General features: G+C 71.0%; 11 protein-coding genes and 2 pseudogenes. 4 read left to right on the top strand and 9 right to left on the bottom strand.

Annotated features, from left to right (window positions below; all coding sequences use genetic code 11):
- Nucleotides 1–68: 68 nt before the first annotated feature.
- On the bottom strand, nucleotides 69–2,336 hold the full coding sequence (locus tag BLW86_RS39000; protein ID WP_093878373.1) for an MMPL family transporter: 2,268 nt from the start codon (nucleotides 2,334–2,336) through the stop codon (nucleotides 69–71).
- Nucleotides 2,337–2,511: 175 nt separating this feature from the next.
- Here BLW86_RS39000 and BLW86_RS38995 point away from each other — a divergent pair, with 175 nt between their 5' ends.
- From BLW86_RS38995 to BLW86_RS38985, 3 genes are all read left to right on the top strand, one after another.
- Nucleotides 2,512–3,684: a sensor histidine kinase gene (locus tag BLW86_RS38995; protein WP_093878372.1), complete on the top strand. Its 1,173-nt coding sequence runs from the start codon at nucleotides 2,512–2,514 to the stop codon at nucleotides 3,682–3,684.
- On the top strand, nucleotides 3,659–4,321 hold the full coding sequence (locus BLW86_RS38990) for a response regulator (RefSeq protein ID WP_093878371.1): 663 nt from the start codon (nucleotides 3,659–3,661) through the stop codon (nucleotides 4,319–4,321). Before BLW86_RS38995 ends, BLW86_RS38990 begins: the two co-directional genes overlap by 26 nt.
- A 337-nt stretch (nucleotides 4,322–4,658) precedes the next feature.
- A complete protein-coding gene (locus BLW86_RS38985) occupies nucleotides 4,659–5,246 on the top strand; it encodes a GNAT family N-acetyltransferase (RefSeq protein ID WP_093878370.1) in 588 nt (195 codons plus the stop codon).
- Nucleotides 5,247–5,261: 15 nt separating this feature from the next.
- Here the strand turns inward: BLW86_RS38985 and BLW86_RS38980 are convergent.
- The 7 genes and pseudogenes from BLW86_RS38980 to BLW86_RS38950 all read right to left on the bottom strand — a co-directional run bounded on the left by BLW86_RS38980 (nucleotide 5,262) and on the right by BLW86_RS38950 (nucleotide 13,192).
- Nucleotides 5,262–6,165: pseudogene (locus BLW86_RS38980) on the bottom strand (helix-turn-helix domain-containing protein).
- 345 nt (nucleotides 6,166–6,510) lie between these two features.
- Nucleotides 6,511–7,377, bottom strand: coding sequence for a restriction endonuclease (locus tag BLW86_RS38975; RefSeq protein ID WP_256341611.1), 867 nt, complete (start codon nucleotides 7,375–7,377; stop codon nucleotides 6,511–6,513).
- Nucleotides 7,378–8,230: 853 nt separating this feature from the next.
- Complete coding sequence (locus BLW86_RS43695) at nucleotides 8,231–9,025, bottom strand: erythromycin esterase family protein (protein ID WP_093878369.1); 795 nt, start codon at nucleotides 9,023–9,025, stop codon at nucleotides 8,231–8,233.
- Nucleotides 9,026–9,586: 561 nt separating this feature from the next.
- On the bottom strand, nucleotides 9,587–11,281 hold the full coding sequence (locus tag BLW86_RS38965) for an alkaline phosphatase D family protein (protein ID WP_093878368.1): 1,695 nt from the start codon (nucleotides 11,279–11,281) through the stop codon (nucleotides 9,587–9,589).
- A 169-nt stretch (nucleotides 11,282–11,450) separates the two neighbouring features.
- Nucleotides 11,451–11,999 (bottom strand): annotated as a pseudogene (locus BLW86_RS44195) (SDR family NAD(P)-dependent oxidoreductase); the annotation flags it as partial.
- Nucleotides 12,000–12,066: 67 nt separating this feature from the next.
- The gene (locus tag BLW86_RS42405) at nucleotides 12,067–12,378 is read right to left on the bottom strand and encodes an SDR family NAD(P)-dependent oxidoreductase (RefSeq protein WP_177181901.1); all 312 of its coding nucleotides are present in this window, start codon (nucleotides 12,376–12,378) and stop codon (nucleotides 12,067–12,069) included.
- A 217-nt stretch (nucleotides 12,379–12,595) separates the two neighbouring features.
- On the bottom strand, nucleotides 12,596–13,192 hold the full coding sequence (locus BLW86_RS38950; RefSeq protein WP_093878365.1) for a hypothetical protein: 597 nt from the start codon (nucleotides 13,190–13,192) through the stop codon (nucleotides 12,596–12,598).
- Nucleotides 13,193–13,817: 625 nt separating this feature from the next.
- Here BLW86_RS38950 and BLW86_RS38945 point away from each other — a divergent pair.
- Nucleotides 13,818–13,991 carry a CsbD family protein gene (locus BLW86_RS38945; RefSeq protein WP_093878364.1) on the top strand — a complete coding sequence of 58 codons (174 nt, stop codon included), beginning with the start codon at nucleotides 13,818–13,820 and terminating at the stop codon, nucleotides 13,989–13,991.
- Nucleotides 13,992–14,923: 932 nt separating this feature from the next.
- Here the strand turns inward: BLW86_RS38945 and BLW86_RS38940 are convergent.
- Nucleotides 14,924–16,528 carry an FAD-binding oxidoreductase gene (locus BLW86_RS38940; protein ID WP_093878363.1) on the bottom strand — a complete coding sequence of 535 codons (1,605 nt, stop codon included), beginning with the start codon at nucleotides 16,526–16,528 and terminating at the stop codon, nucleotides 14,924–14,926.
- Nucleotides 16,529–16,760 lie beyond the last annotated feature (232 nt).

The raw sequence follows: 16,760 nt of genomic DNA, 5'->3' as shown, positions 1-16,760 counted from the left end.
CACGACTCGATATGCCCCTGGGTGACGCGCTGAGGTGCCGGACGCCAAGGGCGGGCAGGAGGTGTGAGTCAACGGTCAACCAGCCGTGGACGCGGGTCCTCACCCGAGGATTCCGCGTCGGTGTCGTCGGTGCCGACCGGGTCGCGGGGAAGCACCCGGTCCAGCCACCCCGGCAGCCACCAGTTGGCCCGGCCGAGGAGGGTCATGGTCGCCGGTACCAGCACCATGCGGACGACCGTGGCGTCGATGAAGATCGCGGTGGCCAGGCCGAGCCCGAACATCTTGGTGGAGGGGTCCTCGGCGACGGCGAAGGACAGGAAGACCGCCACCATGATGAGGGCGGCCGACGTGATGACCCGGGCGGTGCCCGCGACGCCCTCCACGATCGCCGTGCCGTTGTCGCCGGTGCGCAGGTACTCCTCGCGTACGCGGGAGAGGAGGAACACCTCGTAGTCCATCGACAGACCGAACAGGATGGCGAAGAGGAACATCGGGATGAACGACACGATCGGAACCGTCGCTTCCAGCCCGATGAGCGCGCCTCCCCAGCCCCATTGGAAGACCGCGACCATGATGCCGTAGGCCGCGCCGATGCTCAGCAGATTCAGCAGCACCGCCTTGAGCGGTACGACGGCCGAGCGGAAGACCAGCATCAGCAGCAGGAACGAGAGCGCCAGCACGGCGGCGACGAACAACGGCAGGCGTTCGCTGGTGCGTCGGCCCACATCGGACAGGCTCGCGGCGGCGCCGCCGACGTGGGCCCTGGCCGGGCCGTGCCCGATCGCCGTGGGCAGCACGTCGGCGCGCAGCCGGGCGATGGTGTCGGCCGTGGCCTTGTCCTGAGGGCTGGTGGTCGGGAACACCACGAGGGTCGCGATGCCGGTGGCCCGATCGATGCGCGTCGGCGCGACGGACGCGATGCCCGGATCCGCCGCGACCGTTGTGACGAGACGGTCCACCACTCCCGGATCACCGGCGGGGTCCGCGGCGATGACGAGGGGACCGTTGGTGCCCGGGCCGAACCCCTCGGCGACGAGGTCGTAGGCCCGGCGTTCGGTACGGCTCTGCGGCAGTGAGCCGTCGTCGGGCAGGCCGACGCGCAGGCCGAGCACGGGCAGCGTCGCCGTCAGCAGCAGCCCCGCCGCGCCGACCGCGTACGGCACCGGGTGCCGGCCGACGTGCCCGATCCAGCGACGCCACCCGGCGGCGTGGGCGGCGCCTGCCGCCGGGTCCCGCCGCCGTGCGAGTCGGCCCAGCTTCCTGGTCTGCAGAGCCCGGCCGATCCGGCCGGCCCGGGACAGGCGTGGGCCGGCGGCGCCGAGGAAGGCCGGCAGCAGCGTCACCGACGCGACCACCATGGTCAGAACGACGATCGAGACGGCGATCCCGCCCACCGTCATGAACGGTACGTTCGCGACCGCCAGGCCGAGGATCGATACGACGACGGTGCCGCCGGCGAAGACCACGGGCCTCCCCGCCGTGGCCACCGCTCGCCCCGCCGCCTCGCGGGGATCGAGCCCGCGCGCGAGGTACTCCCGGTGCCTGGCGAGCACGAACAGCGCGTAGTCGATGCCCACTCCGAGCCCGACCATGCTGCCCAGGACAGGGGCGAAGGTCGGGACGTCCGTCACCCCCGCCAGTACCGTCATCGTGGCAACCCCGACGGTCAGCCCGAAGACCGCCATGCCGATCGGCAGCGCGGCGGCGACGAGCGAACCGAACGCCAGGAACAGGATCGCGGCCGCGGCGAGAAGGCCGATCAGCTCGCTCACGCCCCCGTCGGGGTCGGAGAACGCGTAGAAGAGGTTCCCGCCCATCTCGATGCGCAGGGGCAGCTCCGCGCGCAGCCGGTCACCGAGTCCGACGAGGGCGTCGAGGTCCTCGGCCGACAGCCGGCTCTGGTCGGGGTACTGCACCCGGACGACCGCGATCCGCCCGTCGGCCGAAACGAGGCCGCCGCGCACGGCGGTGTCCCCGCCCGCGTCGAGCGCCCCCGCCGGGTCGCTCGTGCCGAGCACGTGCGGCAGCCGCTGCACCTCGGCCCGCAGCCGCGTGAGAGCGGTGCGCGCGCCGTCGTCGAAGAACGTCGCACCGCCGTCGAGGGGGGTGACGACCACTTGGGCGGTCATCCCCTCCTGACCCGTGCCTGCCCGCTCGATCAGTTCCGCGGCCCCTCGGGAGTCCAGTCCCGGAGCGGTCATCGAGTCCGCGGTCCGCCCGCCGAAGGCGACGGCGGCGAGGACGGCGAGCGTGGCGGCGATCAGCCATGCCGCGATCACTCGCCAGGGATGGCGCGCGGCGCTTGCGCCCAGGCGCAACAGGGCTTTCGAGAGCATCGGGTCCTCCAACCACCTCGTCGGCCGTCCTTGTACGGCCGACGATGCCGAGGTTCGTCGCCACGGCGCTCCGCGGCATCGGCCCGCGGGCCCCGGATCCGTCGGCCCCGGGGCGGAGTGACGACCCGTCCTTTCGGCCGATGCGCGGCACGCCGCGGCCCGTAGGCTGAGAACCGTGCTCCGAGACGACCTGCGAACCCTGTGGACCGAACCCCGGCCGCCCGACGCGCCCGCCCGGGTGCGGCGGGACTGGGCGCTGCTCGCCGCGGGCCTTGCCGGTCTGGCGCTGGAGGCCACCCTGCGCGAGAACGTCGTGTGGCGGCCGGTGGCGGTGGTGTTCGCCGTATGGCTGTGCCTGCTGCCCCTGTGGCGCCGGACCCGCCCGCTGGCGATGGTGACGCTGGCGTTCGGCTCGGTGATCCTGCTTCAGGTGGCCTCGCTCGTCGCCGCACCGCGCGAGCCCGTCGGCCTGTACACCGACGCGGTCGTGCTCGTGCTGGTGTACGCGCTGCCCCGGTGGGGATCGGGACGCGAGATCGTGCTGGGCGGCGCGGTGACCCTCGCGGCCAGCGCGCTGTGTTCCGTCACGGACGAGACCCCGGTCGTCGAAAATCTCGTGGGCTTCGTCTTCCTGCTGCTGCCCGGCGTGGTCGGGGCTGCCGTGCGGTTCCGGGTGACCGCTCGCGAGCGGCAGTTGGAGCAGGTGCGCTCCCGCGAGCGCGAGCAGCTCGCCCGGGAACTGCACGACACGGTGGCCCACCACGTGTCGGCCATGGTGATCATCGCCCAGGCGGGCCGGGTGCTCGCGGGCACCGACCCGTCCGCCGCCGTCGCGGCGCTGGAGGGGGTCGAGGAGGAAGGGGCGCGCACGCTGGAGGAAATGCGCGCCATGGTCGCCACGCTGCGCGACCGCGGGGTCGGCGCCGAGCTGGCGCCCCCTGCCGGAGTCGCGGATCTGGAGCGCCTGGTGCGCACCCCGGGTGGTCGCCTCAGGGTCGATCTGGGGCTCGACGGCGAACTGGACGCGCTGCCCCCGGCCGTGGACGCGGCCGTCTACCGGATCGTGCAGGAGTCGGTGACCAACGCGCTGCGCCATGCGGTCGACGCGACCGAGCTCGTCGTTCGGGTCGCCGCGGAACGGCACACGGTGCGGGTGAGCGTGCGTGACAACGGCCGGCGCACCGGCCGGGGTCGCGACGGATACGGACTTACCGGACTGCGCGAGCGCGCGACCCTGCTCGGCGGCACACTACGAGTCGGCCCGGGTACCGACCGGGGCTGGCATGTCGAAGCCGAACTGCCGAGAGCGAGGAGCGAGAGCGGTGTCCATTCGCGTCCTCGTCGCTGACGACCAGACGATCATCCGCACCGGGTTGCGGATCATGCTGAACGCCCAGCCCGGCATCGAGGTGGTCGGCGAGGCCGCCGACGGACAGGAAGCGGTACGCCTGGCCCGCGAACTGCGCCCCGACGTCTGCCTGTTCGACATCCGCATGCCCGTGATCGACGGGCTCGAGGCCACCCGGCTGGTCGCCGGCCCGGGCGTCGCCGACCCGCTGGCCGTGGTCGTCATCACCACGTTCGACCTCGACGAGTACGTCTACGGCGCGCTGCGTGCCGGCGCCCGCGGATTCCTCCTCAAGGACACGGGACCGGACCTTCTGGCGCAGGCCGTACGGTCGGCGTCCGGCGGTGAGGCGCTCATCGCGCCCAGCGTCACCGTCCGTCTGCTCCAGGCATTCGCGGACCTGCCCGCCGGCCGGCCCGTGGCCCAGCCGGTCTCCCCCGTCACCGCCCGCGAGGAGCAGGTGCTCCTCGCCGTCGCTCGCGGGCTGACCAACACCGAGATCGCCGATGCACTGCACATCAGCCTCAGCACGGTGAAGACGCATCTGGCCAGCCTGATGGCCAAACTCGGCGCTCGCAACCGGGTCGAGATCGCGATGTGGGCCTACGAAACGCGCCGTATCCTCCCCGGAACCTGAGCCGGGTGCCGGGCCATGTCCCATGAGTCCCCGCCCGGACATCAGTGCACCGGTCGGCTCACGTCGGCTCCACGTGCCTCACCCGCCCCAGAGCGTGACGTACCGGGAGGCCGGAACTGGGACGGTGAGACACCCGATACGACAAGTCTCCCGACAGCTACCTCGCCAGTCTCCACCTGCACGCCTCGACGATCTGGATCAAAGACCTCACCAGGACCACCCGATGATCACGACTCGATACGCGCCCTGGTGCCGTGACCGCATAGGTTCACCGGGTTGAAGTCGGGGGCGTCGGACGACCGGCTTTGCGGGGCTGAAGCTGTGGCAGGATGCCGAAATGATCTCCAGCTCACGGATACCACCAGTCGTTCCTGCGGGTCGGATGGCCACGAGGGATCAGCCGGTGCTCGGCCTTCCAAGCGGCCTTGAGCTGCGTCCCTGGCGTGTCTCCGACGCCGACGTCCTGGTAGCGGCCAGCCAGGATCCCGGGGTGCGTCAGTGGAACCGCCTGCTCGTGGAGACATCGGAAGACGCGCGGCGGAGGATCGAACGCATGCACGAGCGTTGGCGGGCCGAGGTGAGCGCGATTTGGGCCATCGCGAGACCGGGTGGGGAGGCCGTGGGACTGATCGGATGGGGCGACATCGACCTCAGCGGCGGCAGCGCCGAAGTCGTCTACTGGATACTCCCCGCAGCCCGCGGTGGTGGCGTGGTGGTCGAGGCCACGAAACGCGTCAGCCAGTGGGCGCTGAACGACCTTGGCCTGCATCGCCTGCGTCTGTGTCACTCGGTGGCCAACCCGGCATCCTGCCGTGTGGCGGAGAAGGCCGGATATTCCCTCGAAGGCACCATGCGCAGTGCGCTGCTGCACGCGGACGGATGGCATGACGAGCACCTCCACGCTCTCGTCCAGGGCGACATCTGATCCCGAGGTAGACGATCAGGCCGCGGTCGGGAGAGGCCGGCCGCCCCAGCGGATGCCCTTCTCGCCACGGCCGCGGGCGCGTGCGCCTCGTTGGGCGGCCAGGACGTCGGGGTGGCGGGCATTGTTGTTGCGCCAGCACGGGTAGGGGTGCAGGGCCCGGGTCTGGGCGGTCTCGCATCGATCGCAGAGCTGCCCAGGTGTGGTCGATGCCTTTGCGGCGCTGGTTGACGACCCGTATCCGGTCGTCGCCGACGGAGGAGCAGCCGTGGAAGTAGGTGATGCCCTGGGTACGGCGGTAGGTCGCCGGCAGCCGGTCGGGACGGTTCTCCTTGGCCCAGCAGGAGCCGGCGGTGGGGCGGATGCCGAGGGGTCCGAACTCGTCGAAGGCGAACGTGCGGCCGGGCCGTTCGGTGACCGCGTATTCGATGCGGGCCGGCTTGGCGTCAATGTCCGGGTCCGGAGACTCCTTCCAGGTTTTCGTGCGCTGGAAGGTGATCCCGTGGCGGGTCAGTAAGCACCGTAGGGCCTCGCGCCCGATCCGGATCGGGCGGGCGCCGTTCCTGCGCAAGTGATCGGCGAGCTTGCGGATCGACCAGCGGGTGAAGGGCTTGCCCAGCAGAGTCGGGACGGGTGGTGGCCGTCTGGGCGACGAAGTCCTCGTCGTCATCATTGAGCAGGCGGGGACGGCCTCCCGCCCACTGAGGGTCAAGGCATGCGAGCCCGATCTCGTTGAAGCGGTGGATCGCGTCACGGACGGTGTCCTCGTCCGCCTGGACCAGCCGTGCGACGACCGGGACCGTGCTGCCGCCGGCCGAGGCCGGCAGAACAGCACCGAGCTGGTACTGCCCCGCCGGACGATGTGCTGGAGTTTCTGGCCCTCCTGCTCGGTCAGCCGGCGAACCCTGACCGGTGGCGCCATCCCGCCTCCCCTTGGTGGCTGGAAAAGCATTTCCAGCCACCAAGGGGAGCCACCCGGCAAACGTCCCCGGTCACAGCACTAGGACGGCAAGGGCTTCAGTCGATGCCCGTGGACCAGCGGGAAACCTCTGTCTCACGGCCGCACCATCCGTGAGCCTCCTGCGTCGGCTCCTCGCGGCTCTGCAAGCAGACCCCGCTCCCCCGCGCGCGGGGGGCGCATCGAGTTTTGCTCGGGCGTGCATCGCCGTGCTTCCTGACGTGTCGGCCAAAGCCCGGTGGTTTCACGCTCGGGGTGGCTGCGCGAGGGAGCCGGGGCGCACGAACTACGTCCCCGGTGACGGCCATCTCAGCTGTCGAGGATCGTTTCGTCCCGGGTCTCAGGCACCAATTCGCCCGGCCGGGCGGCCCAGGGTGCCGGCACGGTCGACGCGGTCCAGGCCGCCAGCTCCGTACCGTCGACGCAGACGATCCCGCAGGAGGCCGCGTATTCCAGGGCCGGCTCCGTGAAGGAGCTGGTGGTGACGAGGACGGCCACGTCGGCTTCGTGCACGGCGTAACAGGTTCCGCCGAACCGCTGGAGGTCGGGAGAGCCGACCCGGTGGTCCTCCCCGTACTGCTTGCACTGCAGGACCACACGCCTTCCGTCGGCGGTCGTCGCGATCACGTCCGCGCCGAGGTCTCCGGCGCCGCCGACCACCTCCACAGGGGAACAGCCGTCCCGGGCGCACAGCGCGGCGACCGTGTGCTCAAAACCCTCCGGGTCGACGGCCAGGTGGTCCAGCGCCCCGGAGCCGACGGCAGGCGGCGTAGCGGGCCCGTCAACAGCCGGGGCGGCGCCCGGCGGGATGGTGAGGGTGCCGAGGGCCCCCTCCTGCGCACAGCCGTCCGCATCCGGCAGGCGTGCCCTACCCGCTGCCCCGCCCAGGTCGTTCACTCCCGCACCAGGCCCGGGAGCCCCGGTCCGGCGGCGCATCGGGACCCTGCCCCACCGGGTCAGCGCCGTCCCGGCACCCAGCAGCAGTACGAGGACGACGAGGACCACCGACAGGTGCGAGCCGGTCGAGCGAGTCGTCTTGAACATCAGGGCCACACCGCCGACCACCGCACCCGCGAGCCCCACCACGAGCACCAGGTCCCGCACTGATCTCACCGAGCTCTGCCGCCGTACCGCGTCCCTGCCCCTGCCCCTGCCCCTGCCGGCGACCGTTGCCATACGGTCCCCCTCCCTCGTCCCAATCCGCCTCAGTCGCCCGCGGCGCGGCCGGCAGCCTCCCGCAGCACTTCCAGCACTTCCTCCGTCCTCTCCCCCTTCGCCCGGGCCTTCTCACTACCGGTCCTGGCAGCTCCTGCCGAGGACCGGCACCTGGCGAAGACCCGCCTCACCCCGAACACGCCGTCAAAACGCACTCCGGCCGGTCTTCCCGTCCACGAGAGGGCGCCGTCCCCAGCCGGGCCGGGCGAACCCGCACCGGGCCCCCGCAGCCAGGCTGTGTGACGGTTGTCGGCAACCGCTCGACCGCGCCCCGGAAGCAGACGGCCCACCGCCGTCTCCACGAAGCCATCGACGGTGTCGGTCTCACCGACGTGCTCCGCCCTGGGGCCCCGCCACGACGGAACCCCCGCCCGTCCCGTCATGGAACGACGCAGAGCCCCCCCTGCCCCAGGAGAGCTGTCGCGGCCTGGGCCCGGCACAGGCGGCGCGCCAGGCCACCATCCACGCGGCCTGGGGTCACAGGCCTCCCCCGCTGTGGTCCGGAGCCATGAGGAACAGGGAGTCGCAGGGCCGTCAAGCGCTTGTGTGCTCCCGGCGACCAGGGGCTGCCGTCTCTCGACGGTGATAGATGTGCCTGCGGTACTCACCCGGGGTGCGCGCCCACCACGCTGCAGCCCGGGCGCCCGCGGAACGCGACGGTCCGCACCTCGTGGGGTGCGCGTACTCGGCCGTGGTGGCGAAACTCGGCTGCCGGCCACCGGACGGGCAGGCCCTGTACGCCCGCGGGATGCTTCCAGGGCCGGAGGTGAGCCGCCTCGGGCGGGGAAGCCGCCGGGGTTCGAGTCCGGGGCGGTCAGCCGGCCGGCTCGTACGGCGGCGGTGCGAGCTTGTCGGCCGCGCGGACCCGGTGGAGGTGGATGAGGATGTCGTAGGCCCGGCCGAGGGCCAGGGTGGGCAGGGGGTCCGGGGTGAAGGTCGAGCCGGCGTCGTAGACCGGGCGGGCGCGGTCGAGCCAGGCGCGGGCCGCGGCGGGCGCGGTCCGCAGGTCGAGGTAGAAGTCCCGGTACCGGACCCGGTCCAGGGTGTGCTCGTTCATCCCCGCGCGCGCGGCCGGGACGGTGAGCGGATTCCAGTCCCCCTCGAGGGAGGTGTCCTTGGTGAGGAAGGAGCCGGCGGCGAAGCTGAAGCCGATCGCGACGTAGTCGCGGCCCAGACGCCCGCGCAGCACCGCGCCCTGGGTCCGCGGGTAGGTGTCCGGATGGGTGGAGAGGTATCCGATGTGGCCGTTGTGCGCCGACAGCAGCATCCTGTGGCCGGTGTGGCGATGCCACCACAGCACGTCGGCGGCCAGGACCAGCCGGCCGTCCGCCGATCGGGGCAGCGGCACCGAGGCCAGGGCTCGTCGCATCCGGTCCGCGTCGATCCGGCCCTGGGCGAGGGCGGCGTAGAACCCTCCGTGACCGCGGCGGTGTTCGCCCACCAGTGACGGCTCGGCCAGCGACCTCACCGGCCCGTCCCCGCACAAGACTGCGTCCGCGAGCTCGAACAGCGCATCCGAACGAACGGTGAGACAGGAGTAGAACTCGCCCCGGAAGCGTGACAGTTCGGCCAGTGGCTCTTGCCGGGCATCGTGATATTGCAGACTCATCCTCACGGCCTTCGTGCTGGATGTATGTGTTCCTGGGTCGGAGCACATGATCCAGACGAAGGCTGCCTCCGCGTACGACGGTTACCGAACCAAGTGATCAAGTGCGACGCATCGTTCGAGGAGCGGCTTCTACCGGCGGCGTAGAGATCCGGGCCCGCAACGAGTGGACCAGTCGCCGACCGGCGACAGCCGCTCTCCGCCGGCCCGCACGACGACAAGCCTGCCGCCTTCGAAAGCGACTCGAGCACCGGTAACCAGGAAGAGCGGGCTCGTCTCTTGACCGCAGGCTCCGCTGGCGTGCCTGAATGCTTATCGTGCACGAGGTCGTTAAACGGCTCACCAGCAGCCGGCGACGGACAACCATCCCGTCCGTTCCGACCACGAGACCACGGTCCGACTGCTTGCCCCACCGCATCGCACCGCACATACAGCGGCAGGGCCGGTGACGATCAGGGCGGCTCCGACGGTGGCCTCCTGATGGCGGCCGAGGAGCGCCAGCGTACGAATCCGGGTGACGAGGGTGGAAAAGGCGAGACGGAGTGCGCGCCCTCCTACGGGGCGTCAACTTCCCTCCGTCAGGTTCCGGTCGAGGACGCCGATGAGCCGTGCTCCCGCGCGGTCGGTCCCGCGGCGCCCTTGCTTCGCGTCCGCCGAGGCCCTTTCCAGCCGCAGCCGTGCTGTACGCCCACGCAGTGTCAGCGTCATCAACTGGTTGCCGAACCACGGCCCGCCGGTGCGCTCCCACCGGACCGCCGGTCGCTCGACCCGTCCGTGGCGGGCGAGGAGATGCCCGATCCCCTTGGCGAACCGGCTCCAGCCGAAACGGAACCCGGCCCGCATGGCCGCGGGCACCGAGTTGTGCAGTGGTGAGCAGGTGAACTGGAAGACGCGGGAGCGCGGCGGCTGCCCGGTGGTCCAGATGGGCTCCGCCACGTAGGCGTGGTGGACGTCCCCGGAAAGCACGCACACCGTCGCCGGGGCGGTGTCGGCCCTCCCTACCTCGGCGACCGTCTCCGTGAGTTTTTCGAACGACGAGGTGAACGCCGCCCAGTGCTCCAGGTCCGCCCGCCGACGCAGCCACTCGCCGAAGCGCACCCAGCGCGGACCGCGTTCGCCTCGGCAGAGCGCCGCGTGCCAGCCCTCCGCGAAGTGGACCATCGGAGGCAGTAGCCACGGGAGTGAGGTCCCGACCAGCAGGTGGTCGACGCCGCCGAGCTCGTCGAACGCCTGTGTCCGCAGCCAGGCCGCTTCCTGGGCGTCCAGCATCGTCCTGTGCTGCTCCTCCAGCACCCGCGCGGCCCGGGTGTCGACCATCAGCAGCCGGGTGCGACCGAAGTCCCTGCGGTAGCTCCAGCGCACCGACGCCGGGTCGGCGTCGGCGCGTTCGGCGAACGCGCGCAGCACCTCCGTGGCGTCGTCGGCCGCCAGGACCGCCGCGTACAGCTCGTCCTCGGCGAGCTCGGCGGGGGAGAGGTTCCCGAGGTGCTGGTAGACCCAGTACGACATCAGGCCGCCGGTGATCCGCTCGTGCCACCAGGGCGTCGCCCGCATGTCGGCCACCCAGGCGGCGCTGGTGTTCCAGTCGTCGATGACGTCGTGGTCGTCGAAGATCATGCAGCTGGGCACGGTCGAGAGCAGCCAGCGCAGTTCGGGGTCGCCCCAGGACTCGTCGTAGAGGTGGGTGTACTCCTCGTAGTCGGCGACCTGGTCCGGCGGGGCGGCGGAGCCGGTGCCGGCGGCCCGGCGATGCCGGGCGATCCAGGCGCGGGTGTCAGCGGACGTCTCGTCCGCGTACACCTGGTCGCCGAGGAGGAGGAGAACGTCCGGGCGCTCGGCCTCCGGGTCGGCGGCGAGCCGGGCGGAAAGGGTGTCGAGGACGTCGGGGCCCACCGGATCGGACTCGCCCACGGCAGGTGCCGCCCACCGGCACGAGCCGAAGGCGACCACCGCGCCCGTCGCCGGGACCGGCGGCGTGTGGATGGTGCTGGGCGGCTGGGGCGAGTCCGCGAGGGGCCACACCCGCTCGCCGTCGAGCAGCACCTCGTACGTCGTGGCGGCCCCAGGGACGAGTCCGGTCACGACCACCAGCGCGTAGTGGTGGTCGGCGACGCGGAACGTCGGAGCCGAACCCCCCGCGCCGCCCGGGCACCGTACCTCCGCCGTGCACGCCCGGTCGGTCTCGACCCACACCGTCGCGCTCGTGCCCGACTCCCAGTCGACGTGCCGCAGGAGCGGCCCCAGCCTCAGACCGGCCATCACGAGTCCCCTTCCGGCGCTCCGCACGGTACGGAATGGCCGCTCTGTACGGTACTGAGCCCCTGCGGAAACAGCGCCGTTGCACCGCTCGGCCGCCCCGTGCTGCCGCCGACTCCGATGGCTTGCTCCTCCCCCACGGTACGCACGCCTTCAGCAGGCGGCCGGTGTCTCAGCGCATGAATCCCACGATCTGAACCAGGACCCGTCCTTCTGAACGCCACCACTGCACCCATGCGATTCCGTAGGCGACAACCAACGAAGCTCGGCACACCGCCGTACCACGAACCGCACACCCACGATCGCTGCCGCGAAGGAAGGGCCACCACGTGAACGCCGAAGAGTGGCGACGGACGCCGGTCGTCACCGTCGTCGACCGAGAACCTTCGCCGCGATCGCGAGTGCTGCCAAGCCCGCAGCCACCGCCACAACTCTGCCGAGGACGATCGATGGCACGTACCACCGCGGCCACCACTCGTTCCGGCGATGTCACAGGCGGCAGCGGCCGAATCCGACGACCGATGTAGTTCGCGGCATGACGATAGATCGGCGTGTCGACCGCACCCGGCAGAACAACGCACACGGCGATGCCAGGAGCGTCGCGCAACTCCTGACGCAGCACCTCGGAGAAACCGAGCAAGCCCCATGTCGAGGTCACATACGGTGAGACGTAGGGGGACGAGAGTCGTCCGTGCAGAGAGCCGATGTTGACGAGCCCCCCTTGCCCCGGGGCCTGAACTGCGGCAGCACAGGCCGGGCCGCGTGGACCTGGCCGAACAGCGTGGTATTCACAATCTGTCGGAACACAGGGCTGGGGTGTCCTCGAACAGGCCGTAGCTCCACGCGGCCGCGGCGTTCATCCAGGCGTCGACGCGCCCGAACCTTTCGACCGCACGTCGGAACAGAACCTGGACGACTGCTTCGTCGCCGACGTCGGTCGGGACGACCAGCACCCGTCCTCCTCGCTGCCCGCACTCCCGGGCGACCGCGACGAGGGTCCGTTCGGTACGGGCCGCCAGCACGAGGTCGGCCCCGCGGGCGGCGAGTGCCTGTGCCACCCCACGGCCGATGCCGCTGGACGCTCCGGTGACGACCACCACGGGCCGGTCCGGCCGGTTCGCGGAGCCCCGCCGATCCGGTGGACCTCCGTGAACCGGCCGGACCGGCCGTCGATGGCTGACCACCAGCCCTTGGCCGGTCGACGAAGGCGGAGGGGCCGAAGACGGGACGGCTCGTTCAATCCGGTCAGGTGCTCCAAGGATGTGATCACTCGCGGTCCGACCTGTACGAGGGTGGGGGTCCGGATGCCGACCGAAGTCAGTGCGGCAGGTGGCAGCTGATGCCGGCCGGCAGGTGCGGAGAGAGGAACGCGGCGCGCTGCCGCATGCCCGAAACCTGCTCGGCGGGCCGCTGTTGCTCGCCGTGCAGGGCGTTGAGCACCACCAGACACCCCGTGAGCGCCGGTACCACCCACCGCGCACAGGCCAGCTGCCGACGTGCCTTGTCGAGGTCGATGGGGTGCTTGCTCGCCTTCTCGGCGTCCTCCGGGTCGGAGGAAGAGGCCAGCTCGACCTTCTTTCCCAGGACGCGGGCGTAGGCGGTGGCGGCCAGGGCCGCCGCGGTGACGACGGTCTTGGCCGCGGTGGAGGCGGCGACGCCCTGCTGGGTGGCGACGCGGTGGGCGTTCACGACCAGCAGCCCCCCACTGCCGAACAGGTGCACACCGATGGCAGCGGCATTGACCGGCGTCCACTTCGCCCAGCCGGCAGAGGCGATCCGGTCCGTGGCCGCCTCCGTCCCGCCTTCACTCCTGGCAGCACCGTTGAGGCCGACCGCACCCATCAGCGAGCCACCGAACCAGGCGGCCAGACCCACATCGTGCAGACTGCGAATCAGCGTGTGACGTTCGGACATGGTTGTGCTCCTTCTGAGCGGGAGGAGGGGGCTTGACCGACGCGAACGCCGCGTCCCACCCTCACCCGGCCCCGGACACATCGCCATCACGGTGAGCCGGATGGGTGCGAACTGCCCCACGGACATCAGACGGGCGCGGCAGCGGACCACGGGCAGCGGACCGGTGCGAACCGGCACCACCCTGCAGGGGCGCGAAAACGATCACCGAATCGGATGGTGCACGCGTTGCTCGCGGGTGTGCCCGAACAAGGCCGGATCCCCTGGGAAAGGCCGGCGCAGCAGGCCGTTGGCGTTCTCTGCAGCACCCGCCAGCCCGGTAGAGGTCTCGGGACCATCCCCACAGCTGCGGAAAGCAGCCGCCCGCCGTGACCGGCGTACGGACCCACGGAACCATCCTCGCTCGGGCGAGGAACAGCCGGCCGGGGTGATCTTCGGATCCTCGATAACGGGTCCAACGCCCCGAGCGGTGGCGCCAGGGCCGCAACCACAGGGGCATGCTCCGCTGTCAGCAGCATGCCTGGAAGCAGACAGAGAAGTAAGTCATGCCGGTTGTGAGTGTTTAGGACGGGCCGGGGCGAGTAGGCGGGGGTCAAGACCAATCCGGTTACTTCACGAGGAGGTCCCGATGTCGGGCACGGAGAAGAGCAAGGCTCACACCGAGCAGGCCAAGGGCAAGGTCAAGGAGACCGTAGGCCGCGCCGTCGGCAATGAGCGCATGACCGCCGAAGGCCGCGCCGACCAGACCAAGGGCCACGCACGCCAGGCCAAGGAAGACATCAAGGACACCCTCCGGCCTTAAGCCACCCCACACCCCGTAGGGCTCCGACCACTCCCCCGGTCGGGGCCCTACGGGTTTGAGAGCGCCTCGGCGCGCCTTGGCGCGAAGAGCCGCGAGAGGCAGCGCCGGCCAAGCTCGTAGCCGCTTCGCCGACCCATGGGCTTTTCTCTAGGCCGACCCATGGGCTTTTCTAGGCCGACCCATGGACTTTTCTAGGCCGCCAGGTACACCTCCAGCGCACCCTTGCTTCGCCGCCAGACACGGCCCCGCCCAAGACAAGAGGGCTGGGGGCGGGTCACGCGGTGCGCGGTGGAATCCGGTCATCGGCGGCGGGCGCGAGGTCCCACGTCGTGGTGAACCGGAGCAGGAGCACGCACAGGAAGGCCGAAGGCACCGGCCAGACGCCTTCAGGGAATGGGCAGGGTGCAGCTGGCGGCCACGTCACCAGCCGGAGTCACACGTCGGCCGGCACAGGGCGTGGCAGACAGGCGCCTGCTGCAACAACCTCGACAGCCTCAGACCCGAAAAACGCCCTGTATACGGAAAACGCGTACACCCCTACATGACCCGTATGCGGAAACCTCATCACGACAACGAAAATGCCCTGCCCCCACAACCCGGGCACCACAAACAAATCGACCCTGCACGAACAGGGGACAACAGCCAGCACTGCGCTCTGGCGAACCAGACACACCACACCACCCCCGCAAGGAACAGGGGCCACTCCCGCGTGTGCGGAGAGCAGCCGCCCGCCGTGACCGGCGCACGAGACCAACGGAACCATCCTCGCTCGGGCGGGGAGCAGTTCTCCTCCGAGGAGTTGCTCGCCGCATCGGAGGGACCGTCCCGGCGCCCGTGCTTTCTCCGGGGACACCGCGGGGGCGGGCAGCGCACACCGCGTATCCGGCGGCGATGGTTCGGGGTGCCGCTGTGTGACGGCGCCTCGCGTCGGTTCACAGAGCCTGTGGGAAGTCGAACGTCCTGCCCGGGTCGTAGCGCCTCTTCAGCTCGGCCAGTCGGTGAGCGGCCGAGCCGTAGTACGCGGAGCGCCAGTTGCTCAGATTTGCGTCCGTGTAGTTCTGGTATGCCGCGCCCGAGGCGTGCCGGCGCATCGCGGTGTGTGTGCTGTCCAGCCAGGCCGTCGCCGGCCCGGCGGTGTGACCGGCGGGCCAGGATGCGGTGTACTGCGCCAGGAAGCGTGAGTTGCGGTGTATGAAGGCGGTCGCCTGTGGGGAAACGCGGTTGACGGCTCCGCCCAGGGCGGTGAGCGCGATGGAGACGGCGCCGCTGTTGCTGCTGCGTCCGTGGCGTTCGACCTGGTCGAGCAGTGACCGGATGCCGGCGGTGCTCAGTGAGCGGTTGAAGAAGTCCGAGCGTGCCGCGTACGTCTCCCGCTGGAGTGCGCCGGTGGGCTGCCGCCCCGGGGTTCTGCCGGGCAGGTGGCACTGGGTGGTGGGCTTCGTCGCGCAGCCCGCGTACATCCGCATGGTGTCGAGGTAGCCGCGGCGGCGCATGGTGATGCGGGAGGCGGCGCCGGGGCCGCCGGCGCGGTCCGCCAGTCGGTCGACGGCGTTCTGCAAGGCGCCGTACGTGCCCAGTGAGAAGCAGCTGATGGAGACGGTGGGGGTCCGGCCGGCGACGGCGGACAGGTGCAGTGCCGACCAGATCTCGTCGGGCTGGGCGGGGCCCCACTCCTGCCAGGAGCGGAGTGCGGCGGCGGCCTTGGACCAGGGCCAGGTCATGTGCGCGGTGACGCCGTCGGCGGCCTTGTGGGTGCGGAACCGGAGTTCGGTGACGACACCGAAGTTTCCGTTTCCTGCGCCGCGCAGTGCCCAGAACAGGTCGCTCTCCCTGTCCTTGGACACCTCCAGGGTCCTGCCGTCGGCGGTGACGATGCGGGCGCCGGTGAGGTTGTCGGAGGTGAGCCCGTAGGCACGGGAGACCACGCCGTGGCCGCCGCCGAGCGTCAGGCCGGAGATGCCGACCGTGGGACAAGATCCGCCGGGGATGGTGACGCCTCGGGCGCCGAGCTGGGTGTAGACGTCGATGAGCTTGGCACCGGCCCCGATGACGGCGCTGCCGGAGCCCGTGCGAATGGAATTCATCGCGGAGACGTCGATTATCAGGCGTCCGTTGCCGCTGGACCAACCGGCGTAGGAGTGCCCGCCGTTGCGGATGGCGACGGGGGTACCGTGGCGGCGTGCGAAGGCCAAACACTCGGCGATGTCCGCGGTGTTGGACACGTAGGCGACGCCGGCGGGTCGCAGACTGTCGAAGCGGGTGTTGTACAGCTGGCGGGCGGTGGCGTAGTCGGCATCGCCTGGACGTATCAGACCGCCCTGGAGGCCCCTGTCGAGCGCGGACCAGTCAGCGGCGCGCGGCGCGAGCGTGTGTCTGCCGGCTGCGGCAGACGCGGGGCCCAGGGGCCGTTGCCCGCTGGTGACAGGGGTGGAACCGCTGCTGGGCGCGGCCCTCACCTGGCCGCTGCCCCAACCCATCGTCCAGGCGGCGGCCGCCGTGTAGCCGGTACCCGCTGCGAGCAGTGTGCGCCGGTTCATGATGGCCTCCGTTCACGATGCTCTGCTGTCGCTTAGACAGAGTGCGAATGGGGGATGGTGGTTCCGCGCGATGGGCATGTGTGCTCCGGGAGTTCACCCACAGCCTGACCGTGCTGTGTCGTGCACCGAGCCGGTGCCCGCGGCAGCGAGGAACCCGGTCGAGGCGGGCGAGCCGGGGCGCGGGGAGCAGATCTGTTTGTCGTGACGGACAGGCGACGGCCGGGGTCATCCC

Source organism: Streptomyces sp. TLI_105 (assembly GCF_900105415.1).
In the GTDB taxonomy this organism is placed as follows: Bacteria; Actinomycetota; Actinomycetes; order Streptomycetales; family Streptomycetaceae; genus Streptomyces.
Note: the sequence above shows the minus strand (reverse complement) of the source record. Positions and strands in the feature narration are given on the sequence as shown.